This is a genomic window from Rhizobium sp. Leaf384 (genome assembly GCF_001424065.1).
Taxonomy (GTDB): Bacteria; Pseudomonadota; Alphaproteobacteria; order Rhizobiales; family Rhizobiaceae; genus Ferranicluibacter.
This window is the reverse complement of the sequence record NZ_LMQE01000005.1, coordinates 176,983-202,770: the sequence shown is the minus strand read 5'-3', so window position 1 is coordinate 202,770 and position 25,788 is coordinate 176,983. Positions and strand designations below refer to the sequence as shown.

The window sequence follows — 25,788 nt, the reverse complement described above, 5'->3', positions numbered from 1 at the left end:
ATTCTAACCCCGCGGCAATTCTGATGCCTCGACGGTGTCAGAACCAGAGAAACGAGGCTCTCGACAACCGTCGAGGGCCTTCTCTCGTCAGGGGCCCTGCACCGGTTTCATCCCGAGAACGAGCGTCGGCCAGAATTCCGAAACGGTCGGGTGAACCGGCACGGCCCAGCGGAGATCGTCGTAGCGTGCGCCGACGTTCATCATGTCGAGCACGCCGTGGATGGCCTCGTCGCCACCCGTGCCCAAGATGGCGGCACCCAGGATCTGCCGCGTCTCGGCATCGGCGACGATTTTCATCAGCCCTTGCGTCTCGCCCTTCTCCACGGCCCTACCGACGCGTGTCATCGGCAATTGGCCGACGAGGATCGGCCGACCCGAGGCCCGCGCCTCCCGCTCGCTCATCCCGACACGACCAAGCGGCGGATCGATGTAGAGCGCATAGCCGGGGAGGCGGTCGGACACTTTGCGGGTCTCTCCGTCCAGCAGGTTCGCGGCAATGATCTCGTAGTCGTTGTAGGCGGTGTGGGTAAACGCGCCGCGCCCGTTGCAGTCGCCCATCGCCCAGATACCCGGAACGCTGGTCGCAAGCGCGTCGTCGACCTGAATGTAGCCGCGACCGTCGACTGCGACCCCGGCACGTTCAAGGCCAAGATCATCGGTATTGGGTGTCCGCCCTGTGGCGAGCAGAATGTCGGAGCCGCGAAGAGCGGGCTCGCCCTCCAAGCCGTTGACGCCGACGACGAGATCCTCTCCCTCACGGGCAAAGCGGATGCACTCGGACGACGTCCGCACGTCGATGCCTTCGGCCTCGAGGATCGCCCGGATCGCTTCGGAGATGTCCTTATCCTCCCGCGCCACCAGGCGCGGTCCCTTCTCGACGACGGTCACCTTCGCCCCGAAGCGGCGGTACATCTGCGCAAACTCCAGTCCGATATAGCTGCCGCCGACGACGATGAGGTGTTGTGGCAGGCGGTCCAGCATGACGATGTCGCTGTTGGTCATGAAGGGGACATCGCGGATACCCGGAAAATCAGGAACGGTGGCCCTGCCGCCGACATTGATGAAGATTTGCGGCGCCGTCAGACGTTCGTCGCCAACCCGTACGGTGTTCGCGTCTTCGAAGCACGCATGGCCGCGAATGAGCGTGCAGGTTTCGAGCCCCGCAAGCCAAACCTCGTTGCTGCGACGGCTGTCGAGGGTGATCTGGTGCGACCGGCGAACGACGGCGGCCATGTCGATCCGGACATCTGCATCGATGATCACGCCGAAATCCGAGGCGCGCCGCACGATGTGCGCCGCATGGGCACTTGCGACGAGGGCCTTGGTCGGCTTGCAGCCCGTGTTGACGCAGGTTCCTCCGACATGCTTGCGCTCGATGATCGCGACGGAGCGCCCGGCAGCCGACAGGCGGGCGGCAAGCGAGGGGCCGGCCTGGCCCGCGCCGATGATGATGGCATCGAACGCTCTCATGCCGACACCAGCGTGATGGAAAAAGCGGGCAGGGCGCTGGCGACCAGCGGCGCGAGAGGCAGCACCATGACATCTCCTCAACGTTACAAGCCTCGAATCCAACCATAGGCTGACATTCAGGACAAGGGCGTCGCGCGAGGGAACCGGTCCTGACTGCGTGCGGCCGTCGCCTGCCGATGGCATCGACAGAAGTTGACCCTCGTTTTCTGCATAGCTGCACTGCAACATTGCTTCTCGTAAGAGCAAGCGCGGAAGCGTATACCTTGGGTCAACGAAGCAACGCACCTCCTCCCGCCTTGCTTCGTGTTACGAACGGTCCACTCCTCCTCCCAGGATCGTTCGTCGGAATGGCGGCATCCTCCTCCCAGCCGCCGTTCGGTTCTTATCGGAAAGCCTGCCGCACCTCCTCCCGCGGCAGGCTTTTTCGTTTGGGGGCTTTCAAGTTTGCATGCTGGCGTTTGCCTGTCGGCCGACAGGCTATACCGGTCGGGTCAGAGCCCGAGATCGAGTTGCGGCGCGCCCTGTGCATCGGAGCCTGACCCTGCGGTGTTGAGCGACGACAAGGTAACGCCGAGAAGGCGCACCGGACGACGGAACGGATGCACCGTCGCCAGGAGCTGATCGGCCACCTCAAGAAGATCCTCGATCCGGCTGAAGGCAACGGGAAGCGTTCGCGCACGCGTTGCCTGCGTAAAGTCCGCATATTTGATCTTCACCGTCACGGTCTTGCCGGTGATGGCGTGCGCCTCGCAATACCGCCAGACTTTCTCGGCGAGAGGCCGTAGTTCGGCCTCGGCGAGCCTTAGGTCCGAGATATCCTCGCCAAATGTGTCTTCCGCACCGACCGATTTGCGGATCCGGTCCGGACGAACGCGCCGCTCGTCGATTCCCCGGGCAATGCCGTGGAAATATCCGCCTGATTTACCGAAATGCTGCTGGAGATAGGCGAGCGGCTTCATCTTGAGGTCCAGCCCTGTCTCGATGCCGTGCTTCTTCATGCGCTCGGCCGTCGCGGGGCCGACGCCATGGAACTTCTTGACGGGCAGGGCCTCTACGAAGGCCGGACCATTTTTGGGCGTAATGACGAACTGCCCGTTCGGCTTTCGCTGGTCGGAGGCCATCTTGGCGAGAAACTTGTTGTAGCTGATGCCGGCCGAAGCGGTGAGGCCCGTCACGGCAAAGATCCGGGCCCGAATTTCCGCGGCGATCTCCGTGGCAATCTCCATGCCCTTCAGATTTTCCGTCACGTCGAGATAGGCCTCGTCCAGCGACAGCGGCTCGATCAGCGGCGTGTAATCCGCAAAGATCTCCCGGATCTGGTGGGACACCGATCGGTAGACCTCGAAGCGTGGCTTGACGAAGATCAGATCAGGACATTTGCGTTTGGCGGTCACGGAGGCCATGGCCGAATGCACGCCGAAAACGCGCGCCTCGTAGCTCGCGGCCGCAACCACGCCGCGCGCGGCCGACCCGCCGACGGCCACAGGCTTGCCGCGCAGCTCGGGATTGTCCCGCTGCTCGACCGAGGCATAGAAAGCATCCATGTCGACGTGAATGATCTTGCGGACCGGCGCATCGTCGGAGGTCGCACGCGGCGGTGGCAACGGGTCGGGTTCAGACGCCGCGCCCGGCGCGAAAGCTGCCAACGCCTCGGCGAGTTCGGCCGCTGCGCGCGCCGCCTCTCTGTCTTCCGTCTCCCGAGCGCCCGGCTGCACGGGCTCAGGTCCACATGCCGCGCATTCGGGCCGCAACGTCGATGCGGATTTCCCGCGCACTGCGCTCGGACGCCAATGGCGAGACCAAAGGCCAGGTCGTGCTTTCGAAGAACTGTAGAAGGGTCGCGGGAATGAAGCGGGTGCGACCCGCATAGACATGGCGATCGCCCTGCGGATTCTGCCCGTGCGTAAAGAAGCGCTGTGGCGTGATCAGCGAAAGGCTGTCCTTCGCGCGCGTCATTCCGACGTAAAGAAGACGGCGCTCTTCCTCGATTTCCTGCGTGGTTCCGGTTCCCAGATCGGACGGGATGCAGCCGTCGACCACGTTCAGCATGAAGACCGAGCGCCACTCCTGTCCCTTCGCCGAGTGGATCGTCGACAGGATAAGATAATCCTCGTCCAGCAACGGCACCCCCGCCTGGTCGCTGGTGGCATCGGGCGGATCGAGCGTCAGCTCGGTCAGGAACCGCTCCCGCGAAGCATAGCCTCCGGCGATCTGTTCGAGTTGCAGAAGGTCGGCCTTGCGAGTCTCGGCATCCTCGTGAAGGCGATCGAGATGCGGCTCGTACCACAGCCGCGCGAGCCCGAGATCGGCCGGCCAACCCTGTCCTGCCTTCCGCAGGCTCTCCAGCATGGCGAGAAAGGGGCTCCAATCGGCTCCCGTGCGCGGCGGCGCAGGAATTTCGGCCATCGCCGCAAGCGGTTCGGGATCCGTCGCGATGACGTCGAGGATCCTGCCCGCCGTCTGCGGCCCCACGCCCGGCAGCAGTTGCAGCAGGCGAAAGCCGGCAACCCGGTCGCGCGGGTTCTGTGCAAACCGGAGGACGGCCAGCATGTCCTTCACATGCGCGCTGTCGAGAAACTTGAGCCCCCCGAATTTCACGAAGGGGATGTTGCGCCGCGTCAGTTCCACCTCCAGAGGTCCGCTGTGATGCGACGAGCGAAAAAGCACCGCCTGCTGCTTCAGCGTCATCCCCGTCTCACGATTGGCAAGGATCTGCTCCACGATGAAACCGGCCTGGTCGGTCTCGTCCTTGACGGTCACCAACCTGGGCCGCTCGGCCGAGTGGCGCTCCGTCCACAGGTTCTTGGTGAAGCGCTCACGTGCAAGGTCGATGACGCCGTTGGCCGCGGCGAGAATGGTCTGCGTCGAACGATAATTGCGGTCGAGCGTGATCACGTCGGCCGCCGGGCTGAAGGAGCCGGGAAAATCGAGAATGTTGCGCACGGTCGCTGCCCGGAACGCATAGATGGACTGGGCGTCGTCGCCAACCACGGTCAGACCGCGCCCGCCGGGTTTGAGCGCCATCAGCACCGAGGCCTGCAGGCGGTTCGTATCCTGGTACTCGTCGACCATGACATGGTCGAACCGCTCTCCGATATCCTGCGCCAGATCGGGGTCCGACACCATCTGCGCCCAGTACAGCAGCAGATCGTCGTAATCGAGCACGTTCTGGGCCTGTTTCGCGGCGACGTAAGCGGCAAACAGGCTCTTCAGCTGCGCCTCCCATCCTGCGACCCACGGAAAATGCAGGCGCAGCACCTCCGCGAGCGGCGTCTGCGAATTCACGACCCGAGAATAGATCGAGAGACAGGTGCCCTTTGTCGGGAACCGGCTTTCCATCTTGGAGAAGCCGAGTTCGTGGCGCACGAGGTTCATCAGGTCGGCGCTGTCTTCGCGATCGTGAATGGTGAAGTCGATGTCGAGGCCGATCTGCTCCGCATAGATCCGCAGCAGGCGCGCACCGATGCTATGGAAGGTGCCGGACCAGGCAAGCGCGTCCGTGAGCACGCCGGCATTGGCTCCAAGCACCTTTCGGCAGATGCGTTCGACTCGCCTTGCCATCTCAGACGCAGCGCGGCGCGAAAACGTCAGGAGAAGAATGCGTCTCGGATCGGCGCCGTGGACGATGAGATGGGCGACGCGATGTGCAAGCGTGTTGGTCTTTCCGGACCCCGCGCCGGCGATGATCAGGAGCGGGCCCGCGACCGTCTCAGACGAGGTTACGCCGGAAACGATCCCGTGCTCGACGGCCTGGCGCTGCCGCTCGTTCAACGCATCCAGATAGGCTGCCGCCACCATGCCGTCTTCCCCGTTCCGTCCGCTCCGAGACCCGGCGCAGAATCGGCACGCCGGGGCATTCGGAACAAATAACGAACATATCAGCCGGGGAAAAGCTTGAACAGTCCTCCACGGACGCGCGCCTGCCGTCGGGGCAATCGTCGTGTCAGATCACGCCCTTTTTGAAGATGAAGCAGCCATAGGGCCCGGGATCGGATGTCCGCACGATGACGAAGGATCGCTTGGCGGCCTCGTAGAAGGCGAAGCGCTCCAGCGCCTCCATGGGGATGGGTCGGCCCTGAGATTCATCCACCACCTCCTGCATGGCATCGAAGATCGGGACGCGCGCCTCGGGACGCCCAACGACCTGCATGCGGCTCACCGGACGCTCGATGAAGGTATCGAGCGGGAACAGGGTGAGGATCGCGCGCGCCGCCGCCGTCAGTCCGCAACCCGACACGTCCAGAAGGCGGCCATAGGTCGTCTGGGCCGCAATGGTTGCGGCGGGATGATTGATGTCGCACAGGACGAGGTCGTCGCCATGGCCCATCTGCATCATTGCGTGCATGAGATCCGCGTGGATCACCGGATCGATTCCCTTGAGCATGCGCTCTTCTCCCTCGCCTTACTTCACAAGGCTACTACATTTTGTGATGTCGCCAAGTCTCTTTGTTTGAAATGGCGTCGGAATAGACGTTATCTCTGCGTCTGCGCGGCTAGCCGGGACGATGAAATGCACATTGCAACAAATCGGAGCACAGCCCACGAATACCAATTTACAAGAATATTATTGTGTGTGAAGTTACCGATGAACGGCGCTGCTGGCGTCGGGCTGTGAGGGAGTGCACAGCGAAAGTGGGTAGGAGGCCCCCCTTTGGCGTCGATGAACATTGAAAATGTCGGCAAGGTCTATGGCAGCCTCGCCGTGATCCATGGCGTGTCGGTGGAGATCCCGGACGGCGAGTTCGTGGTGCTGGTCGGACCTTCCGGCTGCGGAAAGTCCACGTTGCTGCGCATGGTGGCTGGCCTCGAGCCGATTTCCTCGGGCGACATCCGCATCGATGGAAAGGTCGTCAACGACCTTCCGCCGAAGGATCGCGATATCGCCATGGTGTTCCAGAGCTACGCGCTCTACCCGCACAAGACCGTGGCGGACAACATGGGCTTTGCCCTGAAGATGCGCGGAGACGACAAGGCGACAATCGAGACGCGCGTCCGCAAGGCTGCCGAGATCCTCGATCTCGTTCCCTACCTTGCCCGCTACCCACGCCAGCTTTCCGGCGGTCAGCGCCAGCGGGTCGCAATGGGACGGGCGATCGTGCGCGATCCCAAGGTCTTCCTGTTCGATGAACCGCTGTCCAACCTCGACGCCAAGCTGCGTGTGCAGATGCGGGCCGAGATCAAGGAACTGCAGCGACGCCTGGCCACGACGATGATCTACGTCACGCACGACCAGGTGGAAGCCATGACGATGGCGGATCGCATCGTGGTGCTGCGGGACGGGCGCGTCGAGCAGATCGGCTCGCCGCTGGAACTCTACGACCGGCCGGCGAACATCTTTGTGGCCGGCTTCCTCGGCTCGCCCTCCATGAACCTCATCAAGGGCCGCATCCGTGCCGGCGCGACACCAAGCTTCGAGACGGACGAAGGGATCGTCCTGCCGCTGAACGCGATTCCGGCAGGTTCCGACGGGCAGCCGGCTTACTACGGAATTCGGCCCGAGCACTTTACGCTCGGCGGACCGGTGGAGACGAGGATTTCGGTGATCGAGTCCACGGGTTCGGAAACGCAGGTTTTTGCCCGTCTCGGGCAGCAGAAGATCATCGGCGTGTTCCGTGACCGGGTGGAAGGAAACACCGATCAGGTCATCGCCATGACCCCGAACCCCGCACTGGTGCACCTTTTCGACGGTGCATCCGGCCTGCGGCTCGGCTGATTGCGATAGACCGGCGCTCCTGGGCGGGTGCGCCGGCGTGCCACGAAACGTGGCGGATTGTTCACATGGGAGGAGACCATCATGAAAGTCAGTGACTTCGAACGCATGATGGCGATCGGCCTGAGCCGACGCGCCATTCTCAAGACGGGGGCGAGCCTCGGCGCCGTCGCCGCCGCCAGCACCATGCTCGATGGGCTCGGCGGCTTCGGCGAGGCTTTTGCGCAGGACACCGCGTTCCGCAGCCAGTTGCTGCAGATCCCAGGCGTCGGCAAGGGCTCGCCGACGGATGCCGACTGGCAGAAGGTCGGCGAGATGTGCCTTGAGGCGACCAAGAAGAGCGTGAAGCAGGGCGAGTTCGCGGGCGTCGAGCTGTCCTTCATGGGGCTCAACAACCAGAACCTTCACAACGTGCTCTTCCGCGGCTTTCTGAAGCCCTGGGAAGATTACACTGGCGCGAAGATCACCTGGATCGACCTCGCACAGGCCGACTACAACCCGCGCCTGCAGCAGGCGATCGCGACGGGCACCGTCGATTTCGATCTTCTGGAAATGGGCGCACCGTTCGAGGGCGACGTCTGCGGCAAGGGCCTTGCGTCCGAAATGCCGGATTGGGTCAAGGCCCAGATCGACATGGACGACTATGTCGACTACCTCAAGGCGCCGGTGGGCACCTGGGACGGCAAGACCTACCGCATTTCGGTGGATGGCGACTGCCACAACTTCAACTACCGCACCGACTATTTCAGCGATGCGGACCTTGCCAAGGCGTGGAAGGACGAGGGCCACGAGGGCGAGTGGGGCGTACCGAAAACCTGGCAGAAGGTTCAGGAGGTCACCAAGTTCCTCAAGGGCAAGACCGTGGGCGGCATGGAAGCCGTCGGCTATCTCGATGCGCCCAAGGCATGGGGCGGCTTCGGCTTCTACTTCCTCGGCAGCCGCGCAACGGCCTATGCCAAGCATCCGGACGACAAGGCCTGGCTGTTCGACGTTGATACGATGAAGCCGCGCATCAACAACCCGGCCTGGGTTCGCGCGATCCAGGACGTCATCGACGCGCTTCCGTCGGAGGCGGGCGACCAGCTCAATGCCGATCCGGGCACGACGGCATTCCAGCAGTTCCTGGCCGGCACGGGTTCCATGATCTCCTGGTGGGGCGATGTCGGCGCCAGCGCGCGCACGAGCGACAGCTCGGTTGTCGGCGACACGATCGGCTTCGACATTCTTCCGGGCTCGGATGACGTGTACAACGCGAAGACCGGCCAGTGGGACAAGCTGCCCAGCGGTCCGAACCACGCGCCGAACATGGCCTATCTCGGCTGGGGCGTCTATGTCATGGCCCGCGTCGACAGCGACGAGAAGAAGAAGAAAGCCGCCTGGAGCGCAGCCGCGCATCTTGGCGGAAAGGACCTGGCTCTCTGGACGGCAGCCTATCCCTCCGGCTTCCAGTGCTACCGGAAGAGCCAGTTCAACATCAAGGAATGGGTATCGGCGGGGTACGACGAGGCGTTCATCACGAGCTACCTCGCGTCGCAGTCGAATTCCTACAACCACCCGAACGCCGCGATCGAACCGCGCATTCCCGGCATCTTCCAGTATTACAGCGTGGCCGAGGACGAACTCGCCAAGGTCTTCGCCGGGCAGGCGACGGCACAGGCAGGCGCAGACGCGATCGCCAGCGCCTGGGAAAAGATCACTGACCAGCTCGGCCGCGAAAAGCAGATTGCCCTTTACAAGGCTTCGCTCGGAGCTTGACGGACCAAGCCGGGCGGCGCGCCTGCGTCGCCCGGCATTCTCATTCGTGCATGACGCACTGCGCCCGCGTGCGCCCCAAGGGTTTGCCGATGTCCCATACAGCCATGCCTGCCGGTCGCCAGCCATTGTCCGCCCGTCCCGAACGGGCCGAACTCCAGCTGATCTCCGCACGGCGCGGTCGTCGGCTGTTCGCGGCGGCGACGATCTTCCTGTTTGCCGTGCTTCTCCTGCAGGTTCTCGACGCGACCGGAGTGACCGCGATCGGGCTGGTCAGCTGGCGGCCGCTCCTGTTCGCCTACATCATCTGGGCAGCGGCGCTCTGCACCGCACAGATCCTGATCCGGGGGGAAGATGGCCAACGGGCTGCCTTCGTGCTTCCGGCCGTCCTTTTCACTGTCGCGATGGTCGTCTTCCCGACCGTTTTCGGCCTCTATATCGCCTTTACCGACTGGAACCTCAGCGCTGCCGCCGGACGCAGGTTCAATGGGCTCGACAATCTTCGGACCCTGTTCGCCGACGTCTACTTCTGGAACGCGCTCCTCAACATGGTCTACTACGTCGCGGCCGTGCTGGTGCAGTATGCGATCGCGTTCGGGCTCGCGCTGCTCCTCAACGCGGAGATCCGCGCCCGCAAGTTCTTCCGGGTCGCCTTCCTTCTGCCGCTGATGCTCAGCCCCGTGGCGGTCAGCTGGATGATCGGCAAGTCGCTGATGGAATACCGTTTCGGCCCGGCAGCGACGCTTGCCCGGCATCTCGGCTGGGATAACCCGGCCTTCTTCTCGACACCCTGGCTGGCGCGGACCTCCATCATGGCGATGGACGCCTGGGTATCGATTCCCTTCATGATGATCCTGCTGCTCGCCGGCCTTCAGGCACTGCCGGCCGAGGTGAAGGAAGCGGCCAAGGTGGATGGCGCTTCGGGCTGGCAGAGCTTCAAGGAAATTACATTCCCGCTGATGCTGCCGGTCAGCATGACCGTGGTCATTCTGCGGATCATCTTCCAGCTCAAGCTCGCCGACATCGTCATCAACGTCACGGCCGGCGGACCCGGCGGCGCGACGGACACCGTTTCCAGCTTCATCTTCCGCGAATATCGGGATCGCTCGAATGTCGGCTACGGCACGATGCTCGCGGAATTCTATCTCGTCGTCATCATCATCTTCGTCGCGCTCATCCTCAAAGGGGCGAGCCGATGGATGCAGCGTTCAAACTGAGGCCCGTCATGGCAAGTACCCCTTACGCTTCCGCAGGTGACGAAGACCGCACAGGTCTCTGGTCGCGTCGCCCGCGGTTCATGACGTGGAGTCTTCTCATCTATGCCGCGCTGATCCTGTGGGCGTTCATCTCGCTCTTCCCGATCTATTGGACGATCACGACCTCGTTCAAGACGGCCGTCAACGTGACGCAAGGGCATCTTATTCCCTTCGTCGACTTCACGCCGGACTGGAAGGGGTGGCGCTCGCTCGGTCTCTCACCGGATACGATCTCGGCCCCCTCGACGGTGCGAGACGAGTTCGTTCGCCGCTTCCTCAACAGCATCGTTGCTTCGGCCGGCGCATCGTTTCTGGCCGTCATCATCGGTTCGCTTGCCGCTTACGGCCTCAGCCGCTTCTCGTACAAGTTTCTCTGGATGCGCAACAAGGACATCTCGTTCTTCTTTCTGTCGCAGCTCATCCTGCCGCCCGTCGTTCTCGCCATGCCGTTTCTGGTTCTCTACAAGCATCTGATGCTGCTCGATACGCTGATCGGTCTCATCCTCGTCTACACGCTGATGGTGCTGCCCATCGTCATCTGGATCATGCGCGACCAGTTCGACACGATCCCGCTCGAACTCGAGCAGGCCGCTCTCGTCGACGGATGCTCGATCTGGGGCGCGTTCCTGCGCATCGTCCTTCCGATCGCGCTTCCCGGCATGGTGGCCGCTTTCATTCTTTCCGTCATCCTGTGCTGGAACGAATATTTCTTCGCGGCGCTGCTGACGAGTTCCAACGCAAAGACGCTTCCGGTCATGGTGGCAAGCCAGACGGGATCGCAGGGAATCAACTGGTGGTCGATGGCGGCGATTGCGACCGCGGCGATCATGCCTTTGGTGCTGGTCGGAATCTTCCTGGAGCGTTACATCGTGAAGGGCCTCACGGCAGGCGCCGTGAAATAGGCCGACAAGGTTTGCGGCGATGGCCGCAACGAGACGCAATGGGAGGCATTCATGCTGAAAAACATTCATCCGGCGCTCAGCGCCGACGTCCTGCACGCTCTGCGATCGATGGGACACGGCGATACGCTCGTCGTTTCCGACACAAACTTCCCGACCGACAGCGTCGGCCGCCAGACCGTCATCGGGCGGCCGCTGACGATGGCCAACCTCAGCGCGCCACAGGCGATCGCCGCGATCCTTTCGGTGCTGCCGCTCGACACCCCGCTGCAGAACTCCGCCGGACGCATGGAGGTGATGGGCGCACCGGACGAACAGCCGGACGTGCAGCGTGAAGTGCAGGCGGAAATCGATCGCGCGGAGGGCAAGCCGTGCCCGATGTACGGCATCGAGCGCTTCGCCTTCTACGACCTGGCGAAGAAGGCCTATTGCGTCATCTCGACCGGCGAGACGCGCTTCTACGGCTGCTTCCTGTTCACGAAGGGCGTCATTCCGCCGGCCGGCGCATAAGGCACTGGTTTCTCGGATGACAAGACTGAAAGCCGGGCAGGAAGCTGCCCGGCCGCCGATCGTGGGCGCAATGCCGGGCACCTGCGTGTAACCATCTGCCGGCAGACGATCGAATTGGTGCGTTGCACAACACATTTAAACTTTACAGATTTCATAATTAATGTGAAGTTAGCTCACGAACAAACGATGTGAGCACCCGCCGTGACCGATCTCAAATTTGCAACCCGTCTCAATTCCTTCGCATCGCGCCCGCACGTCGAATGGCCGGACCTGGTGGGCAAGCCGAGCGTCATGCAGATGGTCGCACGTGCGGCGAAGGTCGACGGGCTCACGGATCTCGACCTCAACTATCCGGACCACGGCGCCGACAAGCCGGCAGATCTGGCCCGCCGCATTGGCGATCTCGGCCTTTCCGTCAACGGCTTTGCCATGCGGTACTACACCAACCCCGCCTTCAAGATTGGCGCGTTCACCAATCCGGACGCTGCCGTTCGCCGTGAAGCCATCGAGCTGACGAAGAAGGGCATTGATGCGACGCGCGAAGCCGGCGCAAAGCTGATGACGCTCTGGCTTGGCCAGGACGGTTTCGATTACGCGTTCCAGGCCGACTACGCGACCCTATGGCAACACGAAATTGATGGCATCCGTGAAGTCTGCGAACATGACCCGGACTGCCTGATCAGCATCGAGTACAAGCCGAACGAACCGCGCTCCTACAGCCTGATGCCCGATTGCGCGACGACACTTCTGGCGATCAAGGATGTCGGTCTCCCCAATCTCGGCGTCACGCTCGACTTTGCGCACGTTCTCTATGCCGACGAACAGCCGGCCTTTGCTGCAGCCCTGATTGCGCGCTACAGCCGGGTTCTCGGCGTTCACCTCAATGATGGCTACGCCAAGCGCGACGACGGCCTGATGGTCGGTTCGGTCCATCCCCAGCAGACGATCGAACTTCTCCGCCAGATCCGCCGCGACGGTTACGACGGCGCCATCTACTTCGATACGTTCCCCGACATGACCGGTCTCGATCCGGTCCACGAATGCGAGGTGAACATCCAGACCGTCAAGCGCATGCTGAAGGTCGTGGACCGCCTCGAACAGGACAATCGCCTTTCCGGCGCGATTGACCGCCAGGACGCCGTCTCCGCACAGGCCGTCGTCCAGGAGCTGATGCTCGGCAACTGAACCCGCCTACGCCTGCACTATCGTGAACGCCAGAACCGGCATGCCGCTGCGCATGCCGGAGGATGAAACTTGGGAGGAAACCATGAAGACATTTTTGAAGACAACCATCGCTGCCGGCTTCGCCGCCAGCCTCTTGTTCGGCGCGGCCTTTGCTCAGGACCTCGCGCCGCTCAACTCCGATACCGAAAAGGACCGGATCGACTGGTCTCAGGTCGAAGCCAAATTCGGCGCGTTCCCGAAAGTGCCGGAAGGCACGAAGGCCGGCGCTGTCTCCAAGACGCTGACCAATGAATACTGGCGTTCGCTGGGCGAGGGTTACGAGGCCTTCGGCAAGGCACACAACGTGCCTGTGGTCTATCAGGCCGCGCAGAGTGAAGGCGACCAGCTGGGTCAGCTGACGATTGCCGAAGGAATGATCACGCAGGGCTACAACGTTCTGCTGGTTTCGCCCCAGACGGATGCGAACCTGCAGCCGGTCATGGAGCAGGCCAAGGCCGCCAACATTCCCGTCGTCAACGTCAACGACGCCGTCATTCCCCAGGCCGAGCACTATGTCGGCAACGTCCAGCGCGACAATGGCGTCCGCGTTGCCAAGTGGTTCATCGAGAACAAGCCGCAGGGCGGCAAGGTCGCCATCGTTGAAGGCCAGGCAGGCGTCTACGCCGCTGTCCAGCGGACCGACGGCTTCAAGTCGACCATCACCGAGTACGGAAAATTCGACGTCGTCGCCAGCGTTCCTGGCAACTGGGACCGTCAGACATCCTACGACGCCGCCACCAACATCCTCAACCAGCATCCCGACCTCGTCGGCTTCTATGCCAACAATGACGGCATGGCGCTCGGCATCGTCGAGGCTGTGAAGGCGGCCGGCCTGCAGGGCAAGGTTGCCGTGTTCGGCACTGACGGCATTTCGGACGCCTATGCTTCGATCAAGGCGGGTGAGCTGACCGGCACGGTCGACAGCTTCCCGGTTCTCACCGGCGAAGTGGCACTGGAAACCGCGCTGCGTCTTGTCGCCGGCCAGAAGCTGCCCCGCGTCGTGGCCACGCCGCAGGCCCTCATCACCGCCGACAACCTGGCGAAGTACCGAGGTGAAGGCGTCGATGTCCGCAAGGTGCTGATGGAAGACGCCAAGGCTGCAAAGTAAGCACCACGAAGAGACGCCGGCATCCGTCGGCGTCTCTTTCGCAAAGGGCAGGAGAGACCGATGAGCACCGTTGCACGACTGCGTTTTCAGGGGATTACCAAGGCTTTCCCTGGCGTCAAGGCACTGTCGGATGTCTCCTTCGACGTCCAGCCGGGTGAGATCCATGGTCTGCTCGGGGAAAACGGTGCGGGCAAATCGACGCTCCTGCGGATCCTCTCCGGCGTCTTCAAGCCGACGTCCGGGTCCGTGCTGGTGGATGAGAAGCCTGTCGCGTTCAAGAAGCCGATGGATGCCCGCTCTGCCGGTATCGCGATGATCCATCAGGAATTGCAGCAGGTGCCGCACCTGACCGTCGCACAGAACATGTTTCTCGGACACTCCGTCACCAAGGCCGGCGGTCTCCTGGTCGCGCGCCGCGAGCAAGAGCGTCGCGCCGCCGAAGCCCTGGCAATGCTCGATCCGGGTATCGATCCGGGTGCTCCCATTTCCACGCTCAAGGTGGCGCAGCGTCAGATCGTCGAGATCGGCCGGGCGTTGCTCGACAAGGCCCGCATCATCGCGATGGACGAGCCGACATCAAGCCTGACGCCGAGCGAGTTCGAGCGCCTAGCCGAGGTCATTGCCCGCCTTGCGGCGAGCGGCGTCTCCATCGTCTACGTGTCGCACAAGATGGACGAGGTGTTTCGCATCTGCCAGCGCGCCAGCATCATGCGGGACGGCCGCCTGATCGACGTCGTCGATCTTTCCAAGGTCTCGCACACCGATGTGATCACCATGATGGTAGGGCGTGAACTGCTGCAGGACGCCCACGTGTCGCACGCGACCTCGACCGTGAAGCTGCAGGCGAGGAACCTGACGTCGCCGAAGATCCGCGACGTCTCCTTCAGCGTTTGCAAGGGCGAAGTGGTCGGCATTGCCGGTCTTGTCGGCTCCGGCCGCACGGAACTCCTGCGTCTGATGGCTGGGGTCGACCGTCTGTCCGGTGGGAGTCTCGAGATCGACGGCAAGCCCGTCACACTCGCCAATCCGCGGGACGCAATCGCGGCAGGCATCGGCCTGGTGCCGGAAGAGCGCAAGCGCGACGGCATCGTGCCCGGGCGCTCGGTGGCGCTCAATATGGCGCTGGCCTCCCTCCCGGCGTTTTCCCGCAGCGGCTTCATCTCGAAAGGCCGGCTCAAGACGACTGCGAACGATCTCCTCACGCGCGTCAACCTTCGCCCCTTTCTGCTCGACCGGCCGATCCGGCTGTTCAGCGGCGGAAACCAGCAGAAGGCGATCATTGCCCGCTGGCTGGCCGCCCGGTCCGACATCCTGCTGTTCGACGAACCGACCCGCGGGATCGATGTCGGTGCGAAGTCCGAGATCTACCATCTGATCGAAGCCCTGGCCGCGGAAGGCCGGTCGATCGTCGTGGTCTCTTCCGAACTTCCGGAAGTGATCCGACTGTCCGACCGGGTGCTCGTGATGCGGGACGGACAGATCGCTGCGGAACTGCCCCGCGAGGGTCTCAGCGAAAGCGCAATCGTTGCGCACGCGATCCCGGGCGTCACCGAGACCGCGCCGGCTGCCTAGACCATCCTTTCAAACGACGTGAACGCTGAAGAAGACGAATAGGACACTGCCATGACCACCTCCGTTGCCGCTCCGGCCGACAAGACTGCATCGGGCTTTGGCCGCTTCTCCTTTTCGCTGCGCGATGCCGGCACGCTGATCGGCCTCGTCGTCATCGTCGCCGTGTTCGCCACGCTCGTTCCCGGCTTCCTGTCGGAACGCAATCTCATCAACATTCTCCAGCAGTCGAGCATCAACGCGTGCCTTGCGCTCGGCATGACGCTCGTCATCATCTCCGGCGGCATCGACCTTTCCGTCGGACCGACAGCTGCGGTTTCCGCCGTGATCACGGCAACGCTGCTGCTCGCAGGCACGCCGATCCCGCTTGCGATCCTTGCCGGGCTCTGCATCGGCGTCCTCTGCGGCTTCATCAACGGCGTGCTCGTCGCCTATGTCGGCCTGCAGCCCTTCATCGTCACGCTCGGAACGCTCAGCACCTACCGCGCGCTGGCGCTCATCTATACCGGGGGCAACCCGGTTCTCGGCATTCCCCCGGGCTTCCGCCAGATCTTCAACGGCGCCCTGTTCGGCATTCCCACCCCCATTCTCATCGTCGCCATCGTTGCGGTCGCAGCCTGGGTGCTGCTCACGAAGACGCCGATCGGGGAATACCTGATGGCCGTTGGCGGCAATGAGGAAGCGGCCTACGTCGCCGGCGTTCCCATCGCCCGCACCAAGATTACGGCCTATGTCATTTCCGGCGGACTCGCGGCCCTTGCATCGCTCATCCTCATCGGTCGTCTCGGCGCCGCCGAACCGATCCTCGGCAATCTCTGGGAACTCGACGCCATCGCAGCCGCAGCCATTGGCGGGGCTTCGCTGATGGGCGGCAAGGGCAGCATCGTTGGCACCATTCTCGGCGCCATCATCCTCGGCACGATGCGGAACGGCCTGACCTTGATGAATGTCCAGGCGTTCTACCAACTTCTTGCAACCGGCCTTATAATCCTCGTCGCCATGATGATCGATCGAGCCACGAGGGGGCGGGGATGAATACGGAAAGCTTCGACATGAAGGCGGTTGGACCGCGCATCCGGATGATGATGCCGCTGCTGACCCCGCTCGAAGCAAAGGTTGTTGATACGGTCTTCGGCTTGCGCGACTTCAATGACGAGACATCGCTGAAGAAGATCGCGGCGGAGGCCGGAGTCTCCGAGGCCATGGTGGTGAAAATCACCAAAAAGCTGGGCTTTGCCGGCTACCGCGATTTTCGCGCGGCGGTCAGCCAGTACAACAGCCAGCCGACGGCAGAAATGCACCGGGAATTGTCCGTCGACGATACCTCGCAGGAGATCGTCCAGAAGGTCTTCCGCACCTCGATTCACGCGCTCGAGGAGACGCTGGCAATTCTCGACATGGGCGCCTTCGACAAGGCGGCGGACATGATCCATACGGGACGCCAGCGGGATTTCTACGGCGTCGGCGGATCGGCCCAGATCGCCCGGGACGTCTCGCACAAGTTCTTGCGCATCGGGGTGCGGGCCAATGTCTTCGACGACAGCCACATGATGCTGATGTCGGCGTCCCTTCTGAAGGAGGGCGACATCGCGGTTGGCTTCTCGCATTCCGGCAATACGACGGCGGTCATCGAGGGCATCCAGCTTGCCCGCCGCAATGGTGCAAGCACCATCGCCATTACCAATTATGGTGGGTCAGCGCTCGCCCAGGCAGCGGATGTGGTTCTGTGCTCGACCGCGCAAGGCTCGCCCCTGATGGGCGAAAATGCCGCGGCGCGGATCGCCCAGCTCAACATTCTCGACGCCATCTTCGTCGCCGTCGCCCAGCGCGATTATCGCGCGGCGGAACGCAATCTCAAGCAGACGATGTCTGCCGTCAGCTCCAAGCGAAAAGATAGACTTCCATGACCTCCAGTCCCCGCGTCACCGTGTTTGGCAGCCTGCACTACGATATTGCGGTTTTCGGTCCCGCGCGTCCGCGCAAGGGCGAAACGGTCACCGGTTCCTCCTGGCATGCGAAGAGCGGCGGCAAGGGTGGCAATCAGGCGGTCTCCGCTGCCAAGGCCGGCATCACGACGTCTATGATCGGCGCCGTTGCCGACGATGAGTTCGGCCGTTTCCTGATCGACAACCTCGCGCGCAAAGGAGTCGATCATCGCTTCGTGGCGCGCGACGCGCGGCGCGCGACCGGCATGAGCGTCGCGATCTTCGACAGCGAAGGCGACTATGGCGCCGTTATCGTCTCGGGCAGCAATCTCGACCTCGGCGAACGCGATCTGGACGCCGCCGCAGACGTGCTGACAGACACCACCATTCTGGTGCTGCAGAACGAGATCCCGGACGTGGCCAATGTGCTGGCTGCACGCCGGGTGAAGGCGGCCGGCGGTCTTGTTCTTCTCAACGCCGCCCCGGCGCGGCCGCTGTCCGACGAGCTCAGATCGTTGGTCGATATCCTCGTCGTCAACGCCATCGAGGCCGAAATGCTGGCGGGCGTCGATGTCGTGGAAACGCTGGACGGTGCCGTGTCCGCAGCCCGCATCCTGCGCAAGAGTTACCCCCAGGTCGTCGTCACGGCGGGCGGAGCGGGTGTTGCTGCCGTCGATCGCGACGGACGCGAGATCATGATCGACCCTGTCAGGGTGAAGGTCGAAAGCACCCACGGCGCCGGTGATGAATTCATCGGCATGCTCGCCGCGCAAACAGCCCGCGGCTTCCCGCTCGATCGCGCCCTTGCCGACGCCAACGCGGCTGCCGCACATCTCGTGGCAACGCCCGAGTCAGAGCGCTAGCCCCTTCGAAGCAAGCAAAGATCCGTTGACGCCGCCCGGCGCTCTCTCCTGAGATCGCGCTGACGGGCTGATGCCTGCTGGCTCTCCGAAAAGCATCCGCTGGTCATGAAGATGCCTGCCATTCCACTGAGCGGCGGATCTCTCGTCCGTGATTCCCGCACGTCCACCCTTCGACACCGGTGGGGACGGCTTGACAAACGGTCGCTGCCGATTTCAATTGGCAGGATGTCAGACCAATTTCATCGATCAGGATTGTTGTCATGAGTGCACCGTCCCGTGCCTCGACACGGATTGATCCGCTGCCGCCCATCAATCGGGGCCAGCAGGTGGAGACGGCGCTGGCGCTTTACGTCGAGCAGGCCGGCCTGAAAGCCGGAGACCGTCTGCCGGCCGAGCGCGAACTGATGCTGGCGCTGAGCGTCGGTCGCTCGACCATTCGGGAGACGATCGGGAAGTTTCAGGCACTCGGCGTGATCGAAAGCCGCAAAGGCAGCGGCAACTACCTCCTGAAGCCGATCTCTGCCGGTACGGTCCACATGCCTCTGTCCTTTGAATCCGGCGGTCTTCGCGATGCCCTGCTGATGACGCTCGAGGTGCGCCGCGGGATCGAAGTCGAGGCGTCGATGGCAGCTGCACGTCGTCGCACGCCGGCCGATCTGCGGACGATTGAAGCCAGGCTCGACGAGATGGAGCGGGTCCATCTTGCCGAGGGCACGTCCGGCAAGGCCGATCTCGCCTTCCACCTGTCGATCTACGATGCCACGCACAATCCTCTCTTTGGCCAATTGCTGGAACAGATGCGGGGCGGATTTGAACGCTTCTGGTCGAAGCCCTTCGACCGGCCGGATTTTGCGGCCCGCTCCTTCCCCTTCCATCGGACGCTGTTCAACGCGATCGCGGTCGGCGATGCAGAGGCGGCCCGCATGGAAACGCTGAAAATCCTCGCCATCGTCGAGGAAGATATCAAGGACATGTCGAAATGACCCCAGGCCACGATCTCTTCGATCCTGCCTCTCTCATCGTCGCCCACGACGCGACCCATGCCTTCGAGGCCGTCGTGCCACCGATCGTGCAGACGTCGCTCTTCACCTTTTCGAGCTATGACGAGATGGTGGCGACCTATCGCGGCGAGCGGAGCCGACCGGTTTACACCCGCGGGCTCAATCCGACGGTGCGTCTGTTCGAGGAGATGCTCGCCAAGCTGGAGGGCGCGGAAGATGCGCTCGGATTTGCCAGCGGCATGGCAGCAATTTCCTCGACCGTGCTGTCCTTCGTGCAACCCGGCGATCGGATCGTGGCGGTCCGCCACCTGTACCCCGATGCGTTTCGCCTGTTCGGTACGTTCTTCAAGCGGATGAACATCGCCGTCACCTATGTCGACGGGCGTGACGAGGCAGCGGTCGAAGCGGCCATGCCGGGCGCCACGCTGTTCTACATGGAAAGTCCCACGAGCTGGGTGATGGAGGCACATGATGTCGGCGCGCTGGCGGCGATCGCCCGCCGTCACGGCGCGATATCCGTCATCGACAATTCCTGGGCAAGCCCGATCTTCCAGCAGCCCTTGTCGCTGGGCTGCGATCTCGTTCTGCATTCGGCATCGAAATATCTCGGCGGCCACAGCGATGTCGTGGCGGGCGTCGTTGCAGGCCCGAAAGCGCTTATCGACCGGATCCGCGGCGAGGCCTATCCCTATCTCGGCGGCAAGCTGTCGCCGTTCGATGCCTGGCTCATCGTGCGCGGTCTGCGCACGTTGCCGATCCGCATGAAGCAGCACCAGGCTTCTGCGCTGGACATTGCGACACGCCTCCAGGCCATGGATGCCGTGGAGACCGTTTGCCACCCCGGGCTTGCCAATCGCCTGCCACCGGGGCTGAAGGGCACGTCCGGGCTCTTTTCCTTCATTTTCCGGGAAGGCGTCGATGTCAGAGCCTTCGCCGACCAGCTGCAGCTCTTCAAGCTCGGCGTTTCCTGGGGCGGGCACGAGAGCCTGATCGTTCCGGGTGAGGTCGTGCTGGAGCAGAAGGCGCAGCCCAATTCTGCCCACACCTTCGGCATCAGCGCCCGATCCGTCCGCCTGCATGTCGGACTGGAAGGAACCGAGGCGCTCTGGGCCGACCTCGAACCTGCCATCCACGCCGCGACAAACGCGGCGGCGGCCTGAGACTGCCACGTCAATCAAGAAAAGGGAGAACAGCATGAAACGCCTGATCGCAGCTACATTTTTCACCGCTCTGATGGCGGGAACGGCTTTGGCCGATACCACCATCAAACTCGTCGAAGTCATCACCAGCCCCGAGCGCACCGAGACGCTGAAAAGCATCGTCTCCAAGTTCGAAAGTGCCAACCCGGGCACCAAGGTCGAGATCGTCTCGCTTCCCTGGAGCGACGCCTTCCAGAAGTTCGCAACCATGGTTTCGGCGGGCGACGTTCCCGATGTCATCGAGATGCCGGATACATGGCTCTCGCTCTATGCCAATAACGGCATGCTGGAGAGCCTTGAGCCCTATCTGAAGGAGTGGGAACACACCAAGGATCTGAGCGCCCGCACGCTGGAGCTCGGTCGAGACGTCAAGGACACGGCCTACATGCTGCCCTACGGCTTCTACCTTCGGGCCATGTTCTACAACAAGAAGCTGCTCGAGCAGGCAGGCGTGACGGAACCGCCGAAGACGCTGGAAGCGTTTGCCGAAGCTTCCAAGAAGGTGTCCGCCATTCCCGGCAAGTACGGCTACTGCCTGCGCGGCGGCCCGGGTGGCCTGAACGGCTGGGTCATGTTCGGCGCCAGCATGGCAGGGTCCAACAGCTTCTTCAACGAAGACGGCACCTCGACCTTCGACAGCCCCGGCTGGATCAAGGGCCTGACCTATGTGGTCGATCTCTACAAGAACGGCTATGCCCCGAAAGACAGCGTCAACTGGGGCTTCAACGAGATCGTTGCCGGCTTCTACTCCGGCACCTGCGCCTTCCTCGACCAGGATCCGGACGCGCTGATTGCCATCGCGCAGCGCATGAAGGCGGAAGATTTCGGCGTCATGACCATGCCGAAGGGGCCGGACGGCAAGACCTTCCCGACCATCGGTTTCGCCGGCTGGTCGATGATGGCCTCTTCCGCCAACAAGGATCTGTCCTGGAAGCTGATCTCCACGCTCGAGGGACCGGAAGGCAACATCGAGTGGAACAAGAAGACCGGTGCCCTGCCGGCCCTCACGACCGCCGAAAAGGACCCGTTCTATCAGAGCGAGCAGTTCAAGGGCTGGTTTGCAGAGCTTGCGGACACCAATGCCGTTCCGACGACGATGCCGACCTATCTTGAGGAGTTCGCCTTCTTCAAGGACTCCCTCGTCATCAAGACCTCGCAGGAAGCCCTGCTCGGCGACATCACGCCGGAAGACCTTGCCAAGCAGTGGGCGGACTACATGACGAAGGCGCAGAAGAAGTTCCTCGCCGCGAAGTAAGCTTCTCGCGTGCCCGGTGCGCCGCCTCTTTGCGCGCGCCGGGCACGCATCCTCATGCCAGTGCCGGACCTTCAGGTGACGACCCCATGATCCCTACCGCCACGGGCAGCCGCCCGCGCAAGCCTTTCGCACGCCGGATCGCACATACCGTCGAGCCATGGCTCTACACGGCGCCCGTGCTCGTGCTCATCATCGCCGTGATGCTGGTGCCGCTCGTGCTCGGCCTGTCCTATGCGTTTCGCGACATCCAGTTGCTCAACCCGTTTTCGGGCGGCTTCGTCGGCCTCGATCATTTCCGTGAACTGTCGCAGGATACGGCCTTCTACCGCGCGCTGCGCAATACGCTCTGGTGGACCGGCGCTTCTGTCTTTCTCCAGTTCTTCTTCGGACTCATTCTGGCCTTGCTGCTCGACAAGCCCTTTGCCGGGCGCGGCCTGGCACAGGCGCTGGTGTTTCTCCCATGGGCCGTTCCGACGTTTCTTGCCGGGCTGAACTGGGCCTGGATGTTCAATCCTGTCATCGGTCCGCTTCCGCACTGGATGGTGTCGCTGGGCATCCTCTCTGCGCCGAACAACATTCTCGCCGATCCGCAGCTTGCGATGTGGGGGCCAATCATCGCCAATGTCTGGTGGGGCATTCCCTTTTTCGCGATCACGCTTCTGGCAGCCCTGCAGGCAATCCCGCGCGACCTCTACGAGGCGGCCGCGATCGACGGCGCCAATCCGCTGCAGCGCTTCACGTCGATCACGCTGCCCTTCCTTGCCCCCACCATTGCCATCACCGTTCTCCTGCGCACGGTGTGGATCGCCAATTTCGCCGATCTCATCATCGTCATGACCAATGGCGGGCCGGCCGACCGCACCCAGATCGTTGCAAGCTACATCTTCACCCAGGCCTTCAAGCGGCTCGATTTCGGCTATGCTTCCGCGATCGCGCTCGTGCTCCTCGTGCTCCTCTTGGCCTATTCCATGGTGATCGTGGTCATTCGCCAGCGCCTGATCGAGAAGGATTGACCATGGGCATTCTCCTCACCATCGCGCACCGTCTGGCCATTCTCGTCTACGTCGCTTTCGCTCTCTTCCCGCTCTACTGGCTGTTGAAGGTTTCGGTCACGCCGAACGACCTGCTCTACAGCGAAGGCGTGCGGATGTGGCCGTCGCACGCGACACTCGAACACTACCGGTATGTCATCGAGAACAGCGCGTTCCCGATCTTCTTTCGCAACAGCCTGATCGTTGCGGGCTCGACCGCGCTGGCTGTCACGCTGATTTCATCGCTGTCCGGTTACGCGCTGTCCCGCTTCGTGTTTCGCGGAAAATACGCCGTCGTCGCCCTGATGCTGATCACGCAGATGTTTCCGTTGGTGATGCTCGTCGCGCCGATCTTCAAGATGCTGTCGCCGCTCGGCCTGACCAACAGCCTGACCGGCCTCATCATCGTCTACACCGCTTTCAACGTTCCCTTCGCCACGTTCCTCATGCAGTCCTTCTTCGATGGAATTCCGAGGGATCTCGAAGATGCGGCGATGATCGACGGAGCGAGCCGGTTCACCGCCTTTCGCCAGATCATCCTGCCTCTGACGCTGCCCGGTATCGCAGCCACCCTCGGCTTCGTGTTCACCGCCGCCTGGAGCGAGCTGCTTTTCGCGCTCATGCTGATCTCGGGCAACGACAGCGCGACCTTCCCGGTCGGGCTGCTCACCTTCGTGTCGAAATTCTCCGTCGATTTCGGGCAGATGATGGCGGCAGGCGTCATGGCGCTCGTGCCGGCCTGCCTCTTCTTCCTCCTGATCCAGCGGTATCTCGTGCAGGGCCTGACGGCCGGCGCGGTGAAAGGATAATCCATGGCCTCCATCGAAATGCGCGACATCGTCAAGTCCTACGGAGACCATCCGGTGCTTCATGGCGTCGATCTGTCGATTGCAGACGGCGAATTCATCGTCCTCGTCGGCCCATCCGGCTGCGGGAAATCGACCCTCCTGCGGATGATCGCCGGGCTGGAATCGATCTCGTCGGGAACGATGTCGATCGGCGGCCGCGAGGTGAACGACCTGAAGCCGAAGGACCGGGACATCGCCATGGTGTTCCAGTCCTACGCCCTCTATCCGCACATGACCGTCGCGGACAACATGAGCTACAGCCTGCGCCTGCGCCGCAGCCCCAAGGAAAAGATCGCCGCCGCCGTTGCGGCCGCGTCGTCCAAGCTCGGGCTCGACCCGTATCTCGACCGTCGTCCAAAGGCGCTTTCGGGAGGGCAGCGACAGCGGGTCGCCATGGGCCGCGCCATCGTCCGCCAGCCGAAGGCCTTCCTGTTCGACGAGCCGCTCTCAAACCTGGATGCGCGTCTGCGCGAACAGATGCGGGCGGAGATCAAGCGCATGCATGCAGAGTTCGGCGCGACCTCCGTCTACGTCACGCATGACCAGATCGAGGCGATGACGCTCGCGTCGCGCATCGTCGCGATGAATGCCGGCGAAGTGCAACAGATCGGCGCGCCGCTGGAACTGTATGATCGGCCGGCCAATCTCTTCGTTGCAGGCTTCATCGGTTCGCCGGGGATGAACATGCTGGAAGGCACTGTCATTTCCGAGACCGGGTCGAGTGCGGTCCGCCTGACGAACGGCACCACGATCTCGCTCGGCCAGCGTGTGGATCTGGCAGAGGGAACATCCGTCACGCTCGGCATCCGCCCCGAGCATGTGGCCATCCGACCCAACGGCGATGGCGCGGCGGCGACCGTCGAACTCGTTGAGCCGACCGGCCTCGGGATCATCCTGCATCTCAAAGTGCACGGGCTGCCGTTCAAGATCTTCAGCAGCGATCGGGCGCTGCTCGCGCCGGGCGCGGGCCTGACGGTCGGCTTTCCTCCGGAACGGCTCCATCTCTTCGGCCCGGATGGCCGGCGCATCCCTCTCGAGGCGCGGCCAGGTGACGCCCCGTCGTCCTGATGCATGAGGTCCTGCTGCCGCAAACTTCCGAGCATTCGTGGAACTCGGCAGTGCCGTGCTGGTTCGATGGGCTTCGATAGGAGACAGCATGGACCGAAAACACGACCGGCAGCAGATGGCCATCTACCTCGTTGCGATCTTTGTCATCGCATGCACGATCATTGGCGGCGGGGCGACATGGTGGAATGCCAATCACAGTTCACCCGAGGCACAGACGCAAGCGGCAAGCTCGACGAACTCCTAGGTCTCAACCATGCCACCGCCCGGTCGCGCTGCAGCCAGGTGCAGCCGTTCCCGGGCGGGATGGCACCGCGGCCTGGACGGCCAGCCCGTATTCTCGACAATCCGGAGAGCACGAACGAAAACAGGCCCGGCGGGACGCCGAGCCTGTTTGATCACGTCGATCATTGGTCGCCTAAAGCGCGTTGCGTGATAAAGGATTCACGCAACGCGCTTTAAGGTCTTCTTTTCATGCATGTCGTTCCCGAAACCGCTGCACACGTTCGGGCGACATGCATTAGAAGACGGCGAGATACTTCAGCAGCGAGATGATGCCGATGATGATGATGATGATCTGGACGATCTGCTTGGCACGGCCGTCGATCGGCAGGCGTGCGACAAGATAGAGAACCAGAACAACGACGAGAAACGTGATCAGGATGCTGATCAATGCAGAACTTCCCATAACCCCAACTCCTTACATGACAGGCCTCCGGGAAATGCCTCCAGGACGCTGCAGAGTGAGATATGGCGGTTCCCTGTGAAGGGAAGGGCGTATCCGACTGAAATCGATGGAAAGTTGGCCCTTACCCCTCGTGCCTGTCGATCACGCACCGATCAGGCCGTCGAAAACCTCGAGCATGGCTTCCGAGATGGCCGTGCCAAGGGCCGAAGCTGTTGCCGCGAGAGCGTCTTCGTTCATGTCGCGCGCAGCGATCGCAAAGGCGGCGCCCTCGCTGGTCACGATTTCCTGCGCGCGCTGGATCGCCCAAAGCGCAAAATCGCTGCGGCTGCCGATTTCAGTGGTTTCCAAGACTTCCTCCTGACGTGAGTCTGTCATCAGGTTATAATCATCTTCGCGAGTCCGGATAGACTCAATG

24 protein-coding genes are annotated in these 25,788 nt (G+C 62.7%); 18 read left to right on the top strand and 6 right to left on the bottom strand.

What is annotated here, in order from left to right:
- Positions 1-87 precede the first annotated feature (87 nt).
- The 4 genes from ASG25_RS09405 to ASG25_RS09390 form a co-directional block, all read right to left on the bottom strand.
- Complete coding sequence (locus ASG25_RS09405; RefSeq protein WP_062472859.1) at positions 88-1,470, bottom strand: FAD-containing oxidoreductase; 1,383 nt, start codon at positions 1,468-1,470, stop codon at positions 88-90.
- 491 nt (positions 1,471-1,961) lie between these two features.
- Complete coding sequence (gene dinB / locus ASG25_RS09400) at positions 1,962-3,014, bottom strand: DNA polymerase IV (protein WP_062474401.1); 1,053 nt, start codon at positions 3,012-3,014, stop codon at positions 1,962-1,964.
- A gap of 175 nt (positions 3,015-3,189) precedes the next feature.
- On the bottom strand, positions 3,190-5,268 hold the full coding sequence (locus ASG25_RS09395) for an ATP-dependent helicase (protein WP_200942773.1): 2,079 nt from the start codon (positions 5,266-5,268) through the stop codon (positions 3,190-3,192).
- Between the two features lie 145 nt (positions 5,269-5,413).
- Positions 5,414-5,854: an RbsD/FucU domain-containing protein gene (locus tag ASG25_RS09390; protein ID WP_062472857.1), complete on the bottom strand. Its 441-nt coding sequence runs from the start codon at positions 5,852-5,854 to the stop codon at positions 5,414-5,416.
- 267 nt (positions 5,855-6,121) lie between these two features.
- Between ASG25_RS09390 and ugpC (ASG25_RS09385) the strand changes: the two genes are divergently transcribed.
- The 18 genes from ugpC (ASG25_RS09385) (at position 6,122) to ASG25_RS22660 (ending at position 24,932) form a co-directional block, all read left to right on the top strand.
- Positions 6,122-7,183 carry a sn-glycerol-3-phosphate ABC transporter ATP-binding protein UgpC gene (gene ugpC / locus ASG25_RS09385; RefSeq protein ID WP_062472855.1) on the top strand — a complete coding sequence of 354 codons (1,062 nt, stop codon included), beginning with the start codon at positions 6,122-6,124 and terminating at the stop codon, positions 7,181-7,183.
- Between the two features lie 81 nt (positions 7,184-7,264).
- The gene (locus ASG25_RS09380) at positions 7,265-8,935 is read left to right on the top strand and encodes a hypothetical protein (protein WP_062472853.1); all 1,671 of its coding nucleotides are present in this window, start codon (positions 7,265-7,267) and stop codon (positions 8,933-8,935) included.
- An 89-nt stretch (positions 8,936-9,024) separates the two neighbouring features.
- Positions 9,025-10,149: a sugar ABC transporter permease gene (locus ASG25_RS09375; protein ID WP_062472851.1), complete on the top strand. Its 1,125-nt coding sequence runs from the start codon at positions 9,025-9,027 to the stop codon at positions 10,147-10,149.
- 80 nt (positions 10,150-10,229) lie between these two features.
- The gene (locus ASG25_RS09370; protein WP_244479401.1) at positions 10,230-11,090 is read left to right on the top strand and encodes a carbohydrate ABC transporter permease; all 861 of its coding nucleotides are present in this window, start codon (positions 10,230-10,232) and stop codon (positions 11,088-11,090) included.
- Positions 11,091-11,141: 51 nt separating this feature from the next.
- Positions 11,142-11,597, top strand: coding sequence for an RbsD/FucU family protein (locus ASG25_RS09365; RefSeq protein WP_062472847.1), 456 nt, complete (start codon positions 11,142-11,144; stop codon positions 11,595-11,597).
- A gap of 201 nt (positions 11,598-11,798) precedes the next feature.
- On the top strand, positions 11,799-12,782 hold the full coding sequence (locus tag ASG25_RS09360; protein ID WP_062472845.1) for a sugar phosphate isomerase/epimerase family protein: 984 nt from the start codon (positions 11,799-11,801) through the stop codon (positions 12,780-12,782).
- An 82-nt stretch (positions 12,783-12,864) separates the two neighbouring features.
- Entirely contained in the window at positions 12,865-13,929 is a 1,065-nt protein-coding gene (locus ASG25_RS09355; protein ID WP_062474397.1) for a substrate-binding domain-containing protein, read from the top strand.
- A gap of 60 nt (positions 13,930-13,989) precedes the next feature.
- Positions 13,990-15,501 carry a sugar ABC transporter ATP-binding protein gene (locus tag ASG25_RS09350; RefSeq protein WP_062472843.1) on the top strand — a complete coding sequence of 504 codons (1,512 nt, stop codon included), beginning with the start codon at positions 13,990-13,992 and terminating at the stop codon, positions 15,499-15,501.
- A 51-nt stretch (positions 15,502-15,552) separates the two neighbouring features.
- A complete protein-coding gene (locus ASG25_RS09345; RefSeq protein WP_062472841.1) occupies positions 15,553-16,533 on the top strand; it encodes an ABC transporter permease in 981 nt (326 codons plus the stop codon).
- Positions 16,530-17,405, top strand: a complete 876-nt coding sequence (locus tag ASG25_RS09340; RefSeq protein WP_062472838.1) for a MurR/RpiR family transcriptional regulator — start codon at positions 16,530-16,532, stop codon at positions 17,403-17,405. The genes ASG25_RS09345 and ASG25_RS09340 overlap by 4 nt, the downstream gene beginning before the upstream one ends.
- Entirely contained in the window at positions 17,402-18,286 is an 885-nt protein-coding gene (locus tag ASG25_RS09335; protein ID WP_062472836.1) for a ribokinase, read from the top strand. The genes ASG25_RS09340 and ASG25_RS09335 overlap by 4 nt, the downstream gene beginning before the upstream one ends.
- A 260-nt stretch (positions 18,287-18,546) precedes the next feature.
- Positions 18,547-19,269, top strand: a complete 723-nt coding sequence (locus tag ASG25_RS09330) for a FadR/GntR family transcriptional regulator (RefSeq protein ID WP_156379889.1) — start codon at positions 18,547-18,549, stop codon at positions 19,267-19,269.
- Positions 19,266-20,447 (top strand): PLP-dependent transferase, encoded by a 1,182-nt coding sequence (locus ASG25_RS09325; RefSeq protein WP_062472834.1) that lies wholly within the window; start codon positions 19,266-19,268, stop codon positions 20,445-20,447. Before ASG25_RS09330 ends, ASG25_RS09325 begins: the two co-directional genes overlap by 4 nt.
- Before the next feature lie 34 nt (positions 20,448-20,481).
- Positions 20,482-21,741: a sugar ABC transporter substrate-binding protein gene (locus ASG25_RS09320; RefSeq protein ID WP_062472832.1), complete on the top strand. Its 1,260-nt coding sequence runs from the start codon at positions 20,482-20,484 to the stop codon at positions 21,739-21,741.
- Between the two features lie 86 nt (positions 21,742-21,827).
- Positions 21,828-22,754, top strand: coding sequence for a sugar ABC transporter permease (locus tag ASG25_RS09315; RefSeq protein ID WP_062472830.1), 927 nt, complete (start codon positions 21,828-21,830; stop codon positions 22,752-22,754).
- Positions 22,751-23,581, top strand: coding sequence for a carbohydrate ABC transporter permease (locus ASG25_RS09310; protein ID WP_162241387.1), 831 nt, complete (start codon positions 22,751-22,753; stop codon positions 23,579-23,581). The genes ASG25_RS09315 and ASG25_RS09310 overlap by 4 nt, the downstream gene beginning before the upstream one ends.
- 3 nt (positions 23,582-23,584) lie before the next feature.
- Positions 23,585-24,688: a sn-glycerol-3-phosphate ABC transporter ATP-binding protein UgpC gene (gene ugpC / locus ASG25_RS09305; protein ID WP_062472826.1), complete on the top strand. Its 1,104-nt coding sequence runs from the start codon at positions 23,585-23,587 to the stop codon at positions 24,686-24,688.
- 88 nt (positions 24,689-24,776) lie between these two features.
- Complete coding sequence (locus tag ASG25_RS22660) at positions 24,777-24,932, top strand: hypothetical protein (RefSeq protein ID WP_156379890.1); 156 nt, start codon at positions 24,777-24,779, stop codon at positions 24,930-24,932.
- Positions 24,933-25,205: 273 nt separating this feature from the next.
- Here ASG25_RS22660 and ASG25_RS23130 read toward each other — a convergent pair whose 3' ends face one another.
- Both ASG25_RS23130 and ASG25_RS09300 read right to left on the bottom strand, forming a co-directional pair.
- Positions 25,206-25,373 carry a Thivi_2564 family membrane protein gene (locus ASG25_RS23130; RefSeq protein WP_156379891.1) on the bottom strand — a complete coding sequence of 56 codons (168 nt, stop codon included), beginning with the start codon at positions 25,371-25,373 and terminating at the stop codon, positions 25,206-25,208.
- 141 nt (positions 25,374-25,514) lie between these two features.
- Entirely contained in the window at positions 25,515-25,721 is a 207-nt protein-coding gene (locus ASG25_RS09300; protein ID WP_062472824.1) for a hypothetical protein, read from the bottom strand.
- Positions 25,722-25,788 lie beyond the last annotated feature (67 nt).

Bases quoted from the DNA above. Each gene is read 5' to 3' on its own strand.
- ASG25_RS09355 (WP_062474397.1), top strand. From the start codon at position 12,865: ATGAAGACATTTTTGAAGACAACCATCGCTGCCGGCTTCGCCGCCAGC.
- ASG25_RS09375 (WP_062472851.1), top strand. From the start codon at position 9,025: ATGTCCCATACAGCCATGCCTGCCGGTCGCCAGCCATTGTCCGCCCGT.
- ASG25_RS09390 (WP_062472857.1), bottom strand. From the start codon at position 5,854: ATGCTCAAGGGAATCGATCCGGTGATCCACGCGGATCTCATGCACGCA.
- ASG25_RS22660 (WP_156379890.1), top strand. From the start codon at position 24,777: ATGGACCGAAAACACGACCGGCAGCAGATGGCCATCTACCTCGTTGCG.
- ASG25_RS09320 (WP_062472832.1), top strand. From the start codon at position 20,482: ATGAAACGCCTGATCGCAGCTACATTTTTCACCGCTCTGATGGCGGGA.
- ASG25_RS09325 (WP_062472834.1), top strand. From the start codon at position 19,266: ATGACCCCAGGCCACGATCTCTTCGATCCTGCCTCTCTCATCGTCGCC.
- ASG25_RS09395 (WP_200942773.1), bottom strand. From the start codon at position 5,268: ATGGTGGCGGCAGCCTATCTGGATGCGTTGAACGAGCGGCAGCGCCAG.
- ASG25_RS09335 (WP_062472836.1), top strand. From the start codon at position 17,402: ATGACCTCCAGTCCCCGCGTCACCGTGTTTGGCAGCCTGCACTACGAT.
- ASG25_RS09365 (WP_062472847.1), top strand. From the start codon at position 11,142: ATGCTGAAAAACATTCATCCGGCGCTCAGCGCCGACGTCCTGCACGCT.
- ASG25_RS09370 (WP_244479401.1), top strand. From the start codon at position 10,230: ATGACGTGGAGTCTTCTCATCTATGCCGCGCTGATCCTGTGGGCGTTC.
- ASG25_RS09345 (WP_062472841.1), top strand. From the start codon at position 15,553: ATGACCACCTCCGTTGCCGCTCCGGCCGACAAGACTGCATCGGGCTTT.
- ASG25_RS09405 (WP_062472859.1), bottom strand. From the start codon at position 1,470: ATGAGAGCGTTCGATGCCATCATCATCGGCGCGGGCCAGGCCGGCCCC.
- ASG25_RS09380 (WP_062472853.1), top strand. From the start codon at position 7,265: ATGAAAGTCAGTGACTTCGAACGCATGATGGCGATCGGCCTGAGCCGA.
- ASG25_RS09330 (WP_156379889.1), top strand. From the start codon at position 18,547: ATGAGTGCACCGTCCCGTGCCTCGACACGGATTGATCCGCTGCCGCCC.
- ASG25_RS23130 (WP_156379891.1), bottom strand. From the start codon at position 25,373: ATGGGAAGTTCTGCATTGATCAGCATCCTGATCACGTTTCTCGTCGTT.
- ASG25_RS09340 (WP_062472838.1), top strand. From the start codon at position 16,530: ATGAATACGGAAAGCTTCGACATGAAGGCGGTTGGACCGCGCATCCGG.
- dinB (WP_062474401.1), bottom strand. From the start codon at position 3,014: ATGGATGCTTTCTATGCCTCGGTCGAGCAGCGGGACAATCCCGAGCTG.
- ugpC (WP_062472826.1), top strand. From the start codon at position 23,585: ATGGCCTCCATCGAAATGCGCGACATCGTCAAGTCCTACGGAGACCAT.
- ASG25_RS09350 (WP_062472843.1), top strand. From the start codon at position 13,990: ATGAGCACCGTTGCACGACTGCGTTTTCAGGGGATTACCAAGGCTTTC.
- ASG25_RS09315 (WP_062472830.1), top strand. From the start codon at position 21,828: ATGATCCCTACCGCCACGGGCAGCCGCCCGCGCAAGCCTTTCGCACGC.